We start from the raw sequence: 14,299 nt of genomic DNA, 5'->3' as shown, positions 1-14,299 counted from the left end.
ATGCCACGCCTACTGAGCCTGTTGATGCTGTTGTGCCTCACGTTTAACGCCCACGCCGACAGCTACATCACGCGAACCCTGAACAAACCTGTGCCCGGCGGCGTGGCCGTCGTCGAGCTAGGCCCTTCGGCCACTGCGCCGAAAGCCACCTACCAGGGCAAGCCGGTGCTGGTGGTCAAGGAGCAGGATAACTGGCTGGCGATTGTCGGCATCCCGTTGACGGTCAAGCCCGGTAACGAGCGCATCAGCAGCGGTGGGCGCAACCTGCCGTTTATCGTCGGCTACAAGAAGTACCCGGAACAGCGCATCACCTTGAAAAACAAAAGCCAGGTCAATCCCGACCCGGCCCAGCTCAAGCGCATCGAAAATGAGCTGGCCGTGCAGATCAAGGCTTACCGCAGTTTCAGCCCGAACCTGCCGAGCAACCTGGTACTGGACAAACCGGTGAGCGGGCCGCTGTCGAGCAAGTTTGGCGTGCGGCGCTTCTTCAATGGCGAAGAACGCAACCCGCACTCGGGCCTGGACTTCGCGGTGCCGGCCGGTACGCCAATCAAGACGCCTGCGAACGGCAAGGTGATCCTGGTGGGCAATTACTTCTTCAACGGCAACACGGTGTTCGTTGACCACGGCCAAGGCTTTATCAGCATGTTCTGCCATATGTCCAAGATCGACGTGAAGGTGGGCCAGCAACTGGTGCGCGGCGCGGTGGTGGGCAAGGTCGGCTCGACAGGCCGTGCGACCGGGCCGCATATGCACTGGAACGTCAGCCTCAACGATGCCCGTGTAGACCCGGCGATATTCATCGGTGCGTTTCAGCCCTGATTTTTATCCAATGTCCTGACACCGGGCATACCTCTTTTCTTACATTTGCAGCCGGAACCAACCGACCATACCCCATCACTTACCTGGCGACTTACAAGGACCGTAACGACACCATCTCCATTAAGTGATGAGGTTTTTTCTATGCTTGCGCCAACCAGTTCTACAGTCAAAAACCCTTTGGATCAGCTTCAACCCCTTCCCCAACCTGTCGAAACATCCACACCCCAGCTAGAAAAAAACCAGGCCGCCCCGGTCGTAGGGTCTTCGACCTACGCACCAGGCGATTTGCCTGTACCCGATTCGCCAAGTACTGCACCTGCCACCGTCACACCTCCACGCAATAGCAGCCTCATAGCGCAACACAACGAAGCCGCCCATGCGATACAGCAGCTCTACACAGAGCAACCGAACTTCAAGACTTTCCTGCAGCAACAACTGGCCACACTGTTCCCTGACCAGCCCCACCTCAATGTTGCAGACCTCACCTTCAAGCGTTGGCGCAAGCAAAACGATGGCAGTATAAAAACGCTGTCTGTAGAACCCTTTCTCGACGCACTGCATAAAGAAATCCAGGAACAGCTGCGTAACCCGGGGAAAAAAGCAGGCGAAGGCAACAACGTATACGGGGATTTTTTCACTCGAGGCGGTACCGGTGTGCCGCCCACCCTGGTCACCCCTTCACACTCACTGCACACGATTGCCCAGCGCATCGCCCAATACGCGACCACGCAGCAGAAGTTCTGGACCACGCCTCGCCAAAGCCCGCACAACCCGCACGTGCGAACCACACCACAGAACGAACTGTTGGCCTTGTACAAGCAGCAACTGGCAACCGTGGCCGCAGCGCGCACCAACGATGGCACCTTGAGCCCGGCCAGCAAACAACTGATCGACACGGCGCTGCAATACCCCACCTTGGCCGCGCGGGAAAATGCCTTTGCTGACGGTGCCCGCCCTGGGGTGTACCCAATCACCGTGGATGACGGTACTGAACGGGGTGCACTGCTGGCCGGGACCTTCCTCATCACCCAGACCGACGGCTCCTTCGCGACTGAGCCCGCATGGCCTAAAGGTCGGTCCTTGGCGCTCGACGACAGCCACGGCCCGGTGGTTCTGTATACCCCCAGTAAAGGGTTCGAGGAGTTCGCCACACCCGCCCAAGCCCGCGAGGCATTGGCCAAGCGCCTTGATGAAGGTGGAGTAGAGGCCGAACTGTTGTTGCAAACGCTGCCGTTGGCGCTGCAAAACCGAACAGAACAGCCCTCGGGAGATGACCTGACATGGCGCGTAGAGCCTGTGGCTGCGGAGGTACTGGCAGAGGGCATTTCGTGGATGCTCAAGCGCCAGCAAGAGGAAATCAATAAACAGCTCACCCAGACACTGACAGCCACTACGCCAGCTAACCCACTGACGGACCCGACGTCAGCCCAAGCCATAGATGAAGCCGCCGACTGGTCGTACCAGCTCGACAGCACCAATGCCCTGTTGGCTTACAACGCCAAGTTGATCGAAAAACAACAACCGCAGTGGTTGAAAAACCTGACCCCGGATCAAGAAGCCATCTTCCTGAAACTGGAACAGTGGGAGAAAAAAAGCACTGACGCGTTACTGCCCCTGCTTGAAAAAATCCCCTCCCTGTCGGATTTTGCACGCGACAGGATGAACGAGGCTATCAAGAAGCTGTACCCCACTGCGCAGATTGATGCCGATAAATTAAAGGTGCAGATAAACGAAACCACAGTCCAGGACAACTCGACCAGCTTCATCCTTGCAGACATGACCCTGGAGATATTCGGTAAACGCACAACGACCTCGTCAGAAAAAACGCAACTTTCACTGACGGATCTGGCGCTGAAAAATCCCACCGGTTTTCTTCCAAGAAGTCTCCAAAAAAAAACGACCATCACACTGACCTTGCCGTTGACTGACACCCAGGGCAACCCGATTCGCGATAGCAGTGGCAAGCCGATCATACTCAATGATGAACAGCTTAAAGCCTTGATCAAGACTGCAGATGTGGGAGGCCAATACGACAAACTGCTTAAAAAAGAACTGGCACCTGATGCCCCTTCAAATCTACGGGAGGCGTGGAAATCCAGCCTGAGCGATGCCATGGAGAAAGACGCCTTTCTCGCAGAGCTCAACCCTACTGCCTATAAAGAGCAGGCCGCCGAAGACAAGAACAGCAAACGCGCAGCGCAATGGGTTACGGCAATCCTGGACCACCCCGACCCCGCCAACCGCCCCAAAGTCGATGGCCAGAACATTATCGCCAATGCCCTGTACGACTATGGACAGCCGGTACATGGAGTGATGGTGATTGGCAACAAGGCCGATTCATCATTGGTGCTCTACACCCCCAAGGCGCCAGACGGCATCGCGTTTCGCGAAGTTGCGGACCAGAAGGCAATGGACGACTTACTGAAAAAAGACGAGTGGAAAGCCTATATCGCGGACAGAAAATCACCGGTCAAGAAAGATGATGTAGCTGAACGCGACGAGGCCGTCAGGGGGATCGCCAACAGTCCATTTACCGCCCTGGCACCCGATAAAGTCCTGGACATCGCCGGAAAAAGTATAAAGGTCATGCTCGGCGGCTCGGTACTCAAACCCATAGAGGGTAATGTTCAGGATCACCTGTACCACCAAAACGTTCAGATGATCGTCGACAAGGCAGACCATCAATCCGTCAGCAGTGCGGAAGTGGCCAAGCAATCGTTCATCAATATGGCGACGTACGGCGTCGAAGTGGGAATGGTATTCCTGGATTTTTTGCCAGGTGCCGGCAAGGTCGCAAGAGCCGGTACTCATCTGAGTAAGGCCGCTTTAATCGCTTTGCGCGCCAACCGAAAACTCCTGCCCAAGCTGACCAGCCATCCCGGCCTGGCGAAAACGATCTTCGTTGACTTCCTGCTGGCTACAGCCGGCATCAAAGGTGTTCGTGCCGCCCCACTGCGCCCGGTATTCAGGTCGTCGACTGCGGCGCGCGCGCCGACGCCACGCCAAGGCCCTATCACCTCAACGCCGACGCCACACACGCCTGCGCCAGCGACCGCCTCCACCAGCAGCGGCGCAGGCACTGTCGCCACGCGCTCTTCAACATCAGCCGCAACCCCAAGCCGGGACCTGAGCGCCTACACCGTACCGAATGAGGTCATCAGTGGCCGCCCCTTGAGGCCCGACGGCACTTACAACGTGGGGGACAACTGGTACGTACGCTTTACCGACAGTACCGGTGAAAACCGGGTTTACCAGATCGACTCGGCATTCCACGCCCGCAGCGGGCAAGTCAATATCATTGATCCGAATGCCCCTGCGACGGCGTCCAGAAGCAGCAGGATGGTGGCCTCCCTGCAATCGGCGGGGAACGGGGAGTGGCGGTTGAATGCGCTACCGGGTGGTCGAGGCAAAAGGGGTAGAACTGCACCACCCGACGACATCTATATGGACCGTATTCTTGCGGGTAATGGGACCGTTACTGGAGAACCAGGCGTTACCGGGAACATTCGGCGCTGGTTCATGCGTGATACGCGGAATTTTTACAACAATCGCCTGGCAAACGCGACGCCTACACGCGTAATCGAGCCCGCGATAACAACCAATAGAACACCTGAGGTGGCCATACAAAACGCCCTGTCTCAACCCGGTATACGTGGCCTAGTGTTTGGCGAACTGCATGACGAACCTGTAACGTTTCAACTACTGATCGACCAGATGCAAAACTTTGCAAACAGCGGTGTAACCACCGTTTACCTTGAGAACGCGATATTTTTGCGCAGTTGGCCAGGCATAACAGACGCGAGCCTACTGACGTCTCATACGGACTATCTGGGGATACGTATCTATCGCCCCGAATTCAGTGGCGGTCCAACTATGGTGGACGTCATCGCCGAAGCAGAGAGGCACGGAATAAAGGTCATAGGGCTCGAGCACCCACAATTAACGTCGCATATGGATAACCTTAAAGCCTGGCGAGCTAATCCAATATGGGAAGTTGATCGCCTCCGCGAGTTTAACTACTTCGCGACCCGTATCATGGAAGAACTCCCCGCTGGAGAAAAATATGTGGCAGTAGTAGGAATGGCGCATATGAATAATTATGACGGCGTTCCAGGTCTTGCAGAGTTGACAGGAGGGCTCGGGGTGTCCGTATCACCTAGCCTGAAAGGCAGCTCAAGCCTTGCCAGTCAGCCTCCTCATACTGCCCCCCCACCCTTGAAGTTCCTGCACGGCACCAGCACCCCAGAACCACGCGGAGACATTCACATTGACTACAACATCGACGCCCTGATCGTCTGACCGTCTCATCAGAGGAACACCATGCGGCCTTACCGCCGCATGACCACCCATTGCGCAGGAAGAATATTAAAAAGCACAAAAACAACAAAACCAGAATAAATCCGCAATAAAAACTCAAAAAAAAGCAATAAAATAGAAATCCTCTCAATTTTTTCCCACTGCTTGCCATCCTCCCATCTCGCGGTTAGGGTTGACTGCATGAAAACCTCTCACACCCTCATTCAGCTCCGCCAGCACCGCAGCCTGTGCCTTGTCAGCGCACGACTGCCAGGCTGAATCGATCTGCCTCGTCTTCAAGTTTTATCCCTAATAACAGTGCTACGGCAGGCCGCCTTTTCTCGGCCCCTACAACCAAGGATTTTCCGATGAGCATGCTCAAAGACCCGTCTTCGAAATACCGCGCGTTCCCGACCATCGACATTCCGGACCGTACCTGGCCGTCCAAGACCATCACCCAAGCGCCGATCTGGTGCAGCTCCGACCTGCGTGATGGTAACCAGTCGCTGATCGAGCCGATGGACGCGGTGAAAAAGCTGCGCTTCTGGAAGACTCTGGTCGCCGTTGGCGTGAAGGAAATCGAAGCCTCGTTCCCGGCCGCGTCGCAAACTGACTTCGACTTCGTACGTACCCTGATCGAAGACAACCACATCCCCGAGGACACCACCATCCAGGTGCTGACCCAGGGCCGTGAAGACTTGATCGCACGCACCTTCGAATCCCTGCGCGGCGCGAAGAAAGCCATCGTGCACTTGTACAACGCCACGTCGCCGTCGTTCCGCCGCATCGTGTTCAACCAGGACAAGGACGGCATCAAGGCCATCGCGGTCAACGCCGCCAAGTTGTTCGTCAAATACGCCGCCCAGCAGCCGGAAACCCAGTGGACGTTCGAATACTCCCCAGAGACGTTCAGCGCCACTGAGCTGGAATTCGCCAAGGAAGTCTGCGACGCGGTGATCGAGGTGTGGAATCCCACGCCTGAGCACAAAATGATCCTCAACCTGCCCGCCACCGTCGAGTGCGCCACGCCGAACATCTATGCCGACCAGATCGAGTGGTTCGGTCGCCATATCAACCGTCGTGACAGCGTGATCATCAGCTTGCACACCCACAACGACCGTGGCACTGGCGTGGCGGCCACCGAGTTGGGCCTGATGGCCGGCGCCGACCGTGTTGAAGGCTGCCTGTTTGGCAACGGCGAGCGTACCGGTAACGTCGATTTGGTCACCGTGGCGCTGAACATGTACACCCAGGGCCTGGACCCACAACTGGACTTCTCCGATATTGACGGCGTGCGCAAAGTGGTCGAAGAGTGCAACCAGATCCAGGTGCACCCACGTCACCCATACGTCGGCGACTTGGTACACACCGCGTTCTCCGGCTCGCACCAGGACGCGATCCGTAAAGGCTTCTCCCAGCAGAAAGACGATGCCTTGTGGGAAGTGCCGTACTTGCCGATCGACCCGGCGGACATTGGCCGCAGCTACGAGGCGGTGATCCGCGTGAACAGCCAGTCGGGCAAGGGCGGCATCGCCTACCTGCTGGAGCAGGAATACGACATCAGCTTGCCGCGTCGCATGCAGATCGAGTTCAGCCAGGTGGTGCAGGCCGAAACCGACCGCGTGGGCCTGGAGATGACCGCGCCACAGATCTACGCCTTGCTGCAGCGTGAATACCTGCAAGCCAACACGCCGTATGCATTGGTCAGCCATCGTCTGCAGGAAGAGAACGGCAACAGTTTTGTCGAGGTTGAAGTCTCGGGCAAAGGCCAGGGCGAAACCAACCTGCACTGGAAAGGCAAAGGCAACGGTGCGCTGGAAGCCTTGGTGGCCGGCTTGCCGATTGGCGTTGAGATCATGGACTACAACGAGCACGCGATTGGTGCGGGGACCAATGCCAAGGCGGCGGCCTATATTGAACTGCGCGTGAACGGCGAACGCCCGGTGCATGGTGTGGGGATCGATGAAAACATCACCACGGCCAGCTTCAAGGCGCTGTTCAGTGCGCTGAACCGTTCGTTGAGCCAGTTGGAAGCCAAAGCCGCGTAAGCATTGCCGTGATGCAAAAGGCCCCTGGGTGAGAGTCCAGGGGCCTTCTCGTTTCAATACCTTGTAGGAGCGAGCTTGCTCGCGAAAAACCCAAAGGCACCGCTGGCAACCTGATAACGCTGCGTTATCGTTCGCGTTTTTCGCGAGCAAGCTCGCTCCTACAGGAACTGAAAGCTATCGGCATCCAGGTTCGCCGGGAACCGCGTACGGTAAGCCGCCAGCTCCGCCGCATCCAGGATCACCTGGAACACCCCATCCGCCTCCCCCGCACTCAGCAACGTCTCCCCCTGGAAATCCAGCACCTGGCTATCGCCGGTGTAGGCAAAGCCCTTGCCGTCGGTGCCTACACGATTCACCGCCGCCACATAGCACAGGTTTTCAATCGCCCGTGCCGGCAACAGCCGATTCCAATGCTGACGCCGCGCCCCCGGCCAGTTGGCGGTGTACAGCAGCAAGTCCGTATCCTGGGCGTCGCGGCTCCACACCGGGAAGCGCAGGTCATAGCAGATCAGCGGACGAATGCGCCAACCCTTCAATTCGAACTGCACCTGGCGTTCACCTGGGGTGTAATGGTCATGTTCACCGGCCATGCGGAACAGGTGGCGCTTGTCGTAATGCAACACCTCGCCATCCGGCCGCGCCCACAGCAGGCGGTTGCGGTGGCTGCCATCGGCCGCCTGGATGATCACGCTGCCCGTTATCACGGCCTGATACTTTGCCGCCTGGGCCTGGAGCCAATGATGGGTAGGGCCGTTTTCCGGCTCGGCGAGGGCCGCTGATTCCATGGAAAATCCCGTGGTGAACATCTCCGGCAGCACGATCAAGTCGGCGCCTTTGGCCTGCTCCAGCAGCAACTCGAAGTGTTCGAAATTGGCCTGGCGGTCATGCCAGGCCAGGCTCGTCTGCACCAAGGCAATGTTCAGATTCGGCAATGTACTCAGATCACGCATAGTTTTTGCGCCGCATGTCGCAGCGTCTCCTCGCGTTTGGCAAAGCACAGGCGCACCAGGCGCTGGCCTTGGGGTGGGTGCTGGTAGAACACCGAAACCGGAATGGTCGCCACGCCATGTTCACGGGTCATCCACAGGGACATGGCGACGTCATCCAGGTCTGGGCGAATCTGTGAGTAATCCACCAGTTGGAAGTAAGTGCCGGTCACCCGAGTGAAGCTCAAGCGCGATGGCGCCAGCAGGTCGCAGAACAAGTCCCGTTTGGCCTGATAGAAGGCCGGTAGTTCTTCGACATGTTCCGGGTGTTCGGCCATGAAGTCCGCCAAAGCGTACTGCAAAGGGGTGACGCCGCAGAAGTTGACATATTGATGCACCTTGCGCAGTTCGGCGCTAAGGGCCGGTGGCGCGACCACGTAGCCGGTCTTCCAGCCTGTGACGTGATAGGTCTTGCCGAACGAGCTGACCACGAACGCGCGCTGATACAGCTCCTGATGGGCCAGTACGCTGACGTGGGGCACACCGTCGAACACCAGGTGCTCGTAGACCTCATCGCTGACCAGGTAGATATCGCGGTCGCGGATCAGTTCGGCCAACTGGTCCAGTTCGGCACGGCTGATCAAGGCACCGGTGGGGTTGTGCGGGCTATTGAGGATGACCATGCGCGTACGCGGTGAAAGCGCAGCCTTGAGTTTCTCGAAGTCCAGGGCAAAGCCTTGCAGGCTCAGTTGCACATGCACGCAGCTGCCACCGGCCAGTACCACCGAAGGCTCATAGCTGTCGTAGCTGGGGTCGAACACGATGACTTCATCGCCGCTGCGAATCACCGCCTGGATCGCGCAAAAGATCGCTTCGGTGGCGCCAGGAGTGATGGTCACCTCGCTGTCAGCATTGACTGTGGCGCCATAACTGCGAGCAATCTTGGCCGCCACTTGCTGGCGCAGCGCCGGCAAGCCAGTCATGGGGGCGTACTGGTTATGGCCGAGGGCGATGTGCTTGCCCACCGCATCGAGCAAGCCTTGAGGCCCATTGAAATCGGGAAAACCCTGGGACAGGTTGAGCGCGCCGGTTTCGGCGGCGAGTTGTGACATGGTGGTGAAAATGGTCGTGCCGACGTTTGGCAGCTTACTGGTGATCATGGGAGCCCCCTTCGGGTGAGCTGCAAGTTTTAAGCTGCAAGCTGCAAGCAGGTCAAGGGGCAAACCGCCAAGCACAAAAAAGGGCTCTGAATGAGCCCTTTTTTGTGCTTGGCGGTTTGAGCTGCAAGCTACAAGCTGCGAGCAAATCCGCTTTAGCTTGCAGCTTGCAGCTTACAACTTGCCGCTGCTACTTTTTATCACGGCGCTTCTTGTCGGCCTTCTTGTGGTGAGTCATCAAACGACGCTTCTTGTTCACCTGACGGTCGGTCAGTGTGTTCTTGTTGCCTTCGTATGGGTTATCGCCACCTTTGAACTCGATACGGATCGGCGTACCGACCAGCTTCAAGACACGGCGGTAGGTGTTTTCCAGGTAACGCACGTACGACTTGGGCACCTTCTCGATCTGGTTACCGTGGATCACGATAATCGGCGGGTTGGCACCCCCCAAGTGGGCGTAACGCAGTTTGATCCGGCGGTTGTTGACCATCGGCGGTGCGTGCTCGCCCACCGCGTCTTCCAGGATCTGGGTGAGGCGGTTGGTCGGCCAGCGGGTGACCGCAGACTTGAACGAGTTCTGGACGGACGCGTAGAGGTTGCCCACGCCAGTGCCGTGTAGTGCCGAGATAAAGTGGATATCGGCGAATTCGACGAAGAACAAGCGGCGTTGCAGCTCGATCTTGACGAAATCACGCTCGCTCGGCGTCATGCCGTCCCACTTGTTAATCGCGATCACCAGCGCGCGGCCGGCTTCCAGGGCAAAGCCCAGCAAGTTGAGGTCGTGGTCTACCACGCCTTCGCGGGCATCCATCACGAAGATCACCACGTTGGCGTCTTTGATCGCCTGCAGGGTTTTGACCACGGAGAACTTTTCAACTTCTTCGTGGATCTTGCCGCGCTTGCGCACACCGGCCGTGTCGATCAGCGTGTACTTTTCCTCGTTGCGTTCGAACGGGATGTAGATGCTGTCGCGGGTAGTACCGGGCTGGTCGTAGACGATAACGCGGTCTTCACCGAGCATACGGTTGACCAGGGTCGACTTGCCGACGTTCGGGCGGCCGATGATAGCGATCTTGATACCGTCTTTTTCGCTCGGGCCCGGAATGCGCTTGGCTTCCTCGCCTTCAGCAACGATCTCTTCTTCGCCCTCTTCTTCCTCGACGTCATCCTTGGGGAAGTCGCGCAGGGCGATTTCCAGCATCTGGGTGATGCCACGACCATGGGCACCAGCGACCGGGATCGCGTCGCCCAGGCCCATCGGGCTGAATTCGGCACGGGCCGCTTCAGGATCGATGTTGTCGATCTTGTTGGCGACCAGATAGGAACGCTTGTTGCGCTTGCGCAGGTGCTCGCCAATCATCTGGTCGGCAGCGGTGTAGCCCGCGCGGGCGTCCACCAGGAACAGCACCACATCGGCTTCTTCGATAGCGAGCAGCGACTGCTCGGCCATCTTTTCGTCCATGCCATGCTCGTCACCGGAGATACCACCGGTGTCGACAATAATATAGGAGCGCCCTTGCCACTTTGCCTCACCGTATTGGCGATCACGGGTCAGACCGGACAAGTCGCCGACAATGGCGTCGCGAGTCCTGGTCAGGCGGTTGAACAAGGTGGACTTGCCGACGTTAGGTCGGCCCACCAGGGCGATTACGGGAACCATGCGGCTCTCCACTTCGTTATTTCAGAAAATACAAAAGCCGCTGCAGGGCAGCGGCTGGTGCTCGGGGCGGCATTTGAAATGCCACATGCCCTGCTCTGGCACTACTACTGTAGGAGCGAGCTTGCTCGCGAAAAACCCGAGAACGACGCGTTTATCCAGAAAACCCGCGTTATCGTTGACGTCCTTCGCGAGCACGCTCGCTCCTACACCGAGCATTGAAACAGGGCCGCCTGGGGGGTTACCCCAAGCATAGTCAAACCTTTACTTGATGGTCAGGGCTTCCAGCTTGCCGCCGTTGCCATACACATAAAGCATGTTACCCACCACCAGCGGACGCGCACGCAGGCCGTCGCTGTCGATACGCTGGCGACCGACAAAACGACCGTCTACCTGGCTCAGCAGGTGCAGGTAGCCTTCGAAGTCACCCACCGCCACGTAGCTGGAGAAGACTTCCGGTGCCGACAGTTGACGGCGAGCCAGGGAGTCATTGCTCCACAGTGCAGTGGTGGAACGCTCATCGACACTTTCAACGGTGCCGGATGCCAGGCTCACATAGACGCTGCCAAACCCTTGGGCGACACCCGCATAGCTGGAAGCATCACGCTGCCAGTTGATGCGGCCGCTCTGCAGGTCCAGCGCGGCAACACGGCCCTGGTAGGTGGCGACGTAGAGAGTTTCACCCGACAGCAGCAAGCCGCCGTCGATGTCCACAACGCGATCCAGTTCGGAACGACCTTGCGGGATGGCCACACGAGTTTCCCAGGCCGGCACGCCGTTCTGGGTATTGAGGGCAACCACTTTACCGGTCGACAGGCCAGCAACGGCGAGGTTGTTGGTCACAATCGGACCACTGGTACCGCGCAGGGTCAACACCGCAGGGGTGCTGTCGTACAACCAGCGTTGGTCGCCGGTGGAGGCATCCAGGCCGATCACGCGGTCGTCCTGGGTTTGCACCACGACGATATCGCCGTTGGTCGCCGGCGCCGAGAGCACTTCACTGGTCACGCGAGCGCGCCATTTCTCTTCACCGGTGCTGGAGTCCAGCGCGACCACGTCACCCTTGAGCGTACCGATCAGCACCATGCCGTAGCCGACGCCCACACCGCCGGAAACCGGCAGCTCGAGGTCTTTCTTCCACTTGACGTCGCCGTTCATGCGATCCATGGCAACTACAACGCCAGTGGAATCAGTGGCCACGATGTTGTCGCCGTCAATCGCCGGCTGCAACAGGTTGTAGAGGTCGCCCTGCCCATCACCAATGGATTGGCTCCATTGTTTTTGCAGGACCACTTCTTCCTTGAAGCTGGTCAGCTCGGCAGGCGGCAGTTCTTTTTTGCTGTTGCTGCTGCAACCCGCGGCCAAAACGGCCAGAGCCAGCAATGCTGCATGTTTCCAACGGATCACGTCACGCATCCCCTTTGGCCAAGTCGTCGAGCTTGATTTGTAAGCCACCGACCGCCGCTTCATCAGACAGCGCCGCCTTGGCTTTTTGGTACGCAGCATGGGCTTCGTCGGTACGACCCAATTGGACCAAGAGGTCGCCCTTGAGCTCTTCGCGAGTGGCCACGAATGCCTTGTCAGCATCGCCGTCGAGCAGTTTGAGTGCTTCGTCAGCCTTGTTCTGTGCCGCCAATACCTGTGCCAGGCGCTGACGTGCGATTTCACCCAGGGTCGGGTTGGTCGGCTTGTCGGCAATGGCCTTCAGCTCGGTGGCCGCGTCATCCAGCTTGCCGGTATCGACCGCGACTTTAGCGACGAACAGGCTGCCGTATTGGGCGTAAGTGCTACCGCCGAATTCGTTCTTCAGCTTGCCGGCCAGGTCTGCCACCTGCGCAGGGTCAGGCTTGCCGTCCGGGGTCAGGGTAGTTTCCAGCAGTTGCTGATAAACGATCGAGGCGCCTTGGGACTGGTTGGCCTGATACTTGGTCCAGGCTTGCCAGCCGAACACCACCACTAAAGCCAGCAGACCGCCCGTAACCAGGGGCTTACCGTTACGCTGCCACCAGTCCTTGAACTCGGCCAGTTGCTCATCATCAGTACTCGACACCCCAATACTCCTTAATCGCTAAATTCGGCTGTTCGACAGCTTCAACCCTGCACAACGCAGGTGGCCAAGTGCGCAGCGAGCGCATCAAAGGCAATGTTCTGTTGTTCGCCCTGGCCACGCAGGGGTTTGAAACCTACCACTTGCTGGGCCAGCTCGTCATCGCCGAGGATCAGTGCGTACAGCGCACCGCTCTTGTCGGCCTTCTTGAACTGGCTCTTGAAGCTACCAGCGCCGGCATTGACCTGCAGGCGCAGGCTCGGCAGTTGGTCGCGCACTTTTTCGCTCAAGGCCAGGGCCGCCAGTTCGGCAGCCTCGCCGAAGGCGCACAGGTACACGTCCACCTGACGGGAAATTTCTTCCGGGACCTGCTCCAGGGTTTCCAGCAGCAGGATCAGCCGCTCGATGCCCATGGCAAAGCCTACGCCTGTGGTCGGCTTGCCGCCCATTTGCTCGACCAGGCCGTCGTAGCGACCACCAGCACACACGGTGCCCTGGGCGCCGAGCTTGTCGGTGACCCACTCGAACACGGTCTTGCTGTAGTAGTCGAGGCCACGCACCAGCTTGGGGTTGATCACGTAGGGAATACCGGCTGCATCCAGGCGAGCCTTGAGGCCCTCGAAATGCACCCGGGAATCGTCGTCCAGGTAATCAGCCATTTTCGGCGCATCGACCAGCACGGCCTGGGTGTCGGCGTTCTTGGTATCCAGGACGCGCAACGGGTTGGTCTTCAGACGGCGTTGGCTGTCTTCGTCCAGCTTGTCCAGGTGGGCCGACAGGTACTCGACCAGGGCTTCGCGATAGCGACCCCGGGACTCGCTGGTGCCCAGGCTGTTGAGTTCAAGCTTGACCGCGTCACGAATGCCCAACTGGCCCCACAGGCGCCAGGTCAGCACGATCAGCTCGGCGTCGATGTCCGGGCCGTCCAGGTTGAACACTTCGCAACCGATCTGGTGGAACTGGCGGTAACGGCCTTTCTGCGGGCGCTCGTGGCGGAACATCGGGCCGATGTACCACAGCTTCTGGGTCTGGCCACCACCGGTGATGCCATGTTCCAGTACGGCGCGCACGCACGCGGCCGTGCCTTCCGGTCGCAGGGTCAGGGAGTCGCCGTTACGGTCTTCAAAGGTGTACATCTCTTTTTCGACGATGTCGGTCACTTCACCGATGGAGCGCTTGAACAGTTCGGTGAACTCGACGATCGGCATGCGGATCTGCTTGTAACCGTAGTTATCCAGCAGGCGCGCGACGGTGCTCTCGAAGTAGCGCCACAGTGGCGTCTGCTCCGGCAGGATGTCGTTCATGCCACGAATGGCTTGCAGAGACTTGCTCACATCAGATCCTTA

At 58.5% G+C, this 14,299-nt stretch carries 10 protein-coding genes; 3 read left to right on the top strand and 7 right to left on the bottom strand.

The features are described from left to right. From DK871_RS07970 to leuA, 3 genes are all read left to right on the top strand, one after another. Complete coding sequence (locus DK871_RS07970; protein WP_098950435.1) at positions 1–822, top strand: M23 family metallopeptidase; 822 nt, start codon at positions 1–3, stop codon at positions 820–822. A 141-nt stretch (positions 823–963) separates the two neighbouring features. Next, complete coding sequence (locus tag DK871_RS07965) at positions 964–5,121, top strand: membrane-targeted effector domain-containing toxin (RefSeq protein ID WP_161904600.1); 4,158 nt, start codon at positions 964–966, stop codon at positions 5,119–5,121. A 365-nt stretch (positions 5,122–5,486) separates the two neighbouring features. Then, entirely contained in the window at positions 5,487–7,166 is a 1,680-nt protein-coding gene (gene leuA / locus DK871_RS07960) for a 2-isopropylmalate synthase (protein ID WP_014719812.1), read from the top strand. Positions 7,167–7,324: 158 nt separating this feature from the next. Here leuA and DK871_RS07955 read toward each other — a convergent pair whose 3' ends face one another. The 7 genes from DK871_RS07955 to hisS all read right to left on the bottom strand — a co-directional run bounded on the left by DK871_RS07955 (position 7,325) and on the right by hisS (position 14,287). Further along, positions 7,325–8,116: an amidohydrolase gene (locus DK871_RS07955; protein ID WP_161904599.1), complete on the bottom strand. Its 792-nt coding sequence runs from the start codon at positions 8,114–8,116 to the stop codon at positions 7,325–7,327. Further along, positions 8,104–9,252: a pyridoxal phosphate-dependent aminotransferase gene (locus tag DK871_RS07950; RefSeq protein WP_161904598.1), complete on the bottom strand. Its 1,149-nt coding sequence runs from the start codon at positions 9,250–9,252 to the stop codon at positions 8,104–8,106. Before DK871_RS07950 ends, DK871_RS07955 begins: the two co-directional genes overlap by 13 nt. 187 nt (positions 9,253–9,439) lie before the next feature. Then, positions 9,440–10,909, bottom strand: coding sequence for a ribosome biogenesis GTPase Der (gene der / locus DK871_RS07945; protein WP_003194008.1), 1,470 nt, complete (start codon positions 10,907–10,909; stop codon positions 9,440–9,442). Between the two features lie 21 nt (positions 10,910–10,930). Beyond that, the gene (locus DK871_RS29020) at positions 10,931–11,104 is read right to left on the bottom strand and encodes a hypothetical protein (RefSeq protein WP_156995565.1); all 174 of its coding nucleotides are present in this window, start codon (positions 11,102–11,104) and stop codon (positions 10,931–10,933) included. 66 nt (positions 11,105–11,170) lie between these two features. Beyond that, the gene (bamB, locus tag DK871_RS07940; RefSeq protein WP_032903676.1) at positions 11,171–12,322 is read right to left on the bottom strand and encodes an outer membrane protein assembly factor BamB; all 1,152 of its coding nucleotides are present in this window, start codon (positions 12,320–12,322) and stop codon (positions 11,171–11,173) included. After that, complete coding sequence (locus tag DK871_RS07935) at positions 12,315–12,956, bottom strand: YfgM family protein (protein ID WP_003194010.1); 642 nt, start codon at positions 12,954–12,956, stop codon at positions 12,315–12,317. Before DK871_RS07935 ends, bamB begins: the two co-directional genes overlap by 8 nt. Before the next feature lie 41 nt (positions 12,957–12,997). Continuing rightward, positions 12,998–14,287, bottom strand: a complete 1,290-nt coding sequence (hisS, locus tag DK871_RS07930) for a histidine--tRNA ligase (protein WP_161904597.1) — start codon at positions 14,285–14,287, stop codon at positions 12,998–13,000. Positions 14,288–14,299: the final 12 nt, after the last annotated feature.

The organism is Pseudomonas sp. L13 (genome assembly GCF_009935965.1).
Lineage (GTDB): Bacteria > Pseudomonadota > Gammaproteobacteria > Pseudomonadales > Pseudomonadaceae > Aquipseudomonas > Aquipseudomonas lactis.
The sequence above is the reverse complement of the archived record's forward strand: the minus strand, read 5'-3'. Positions and strand labels throughout refer to the sequence as shown.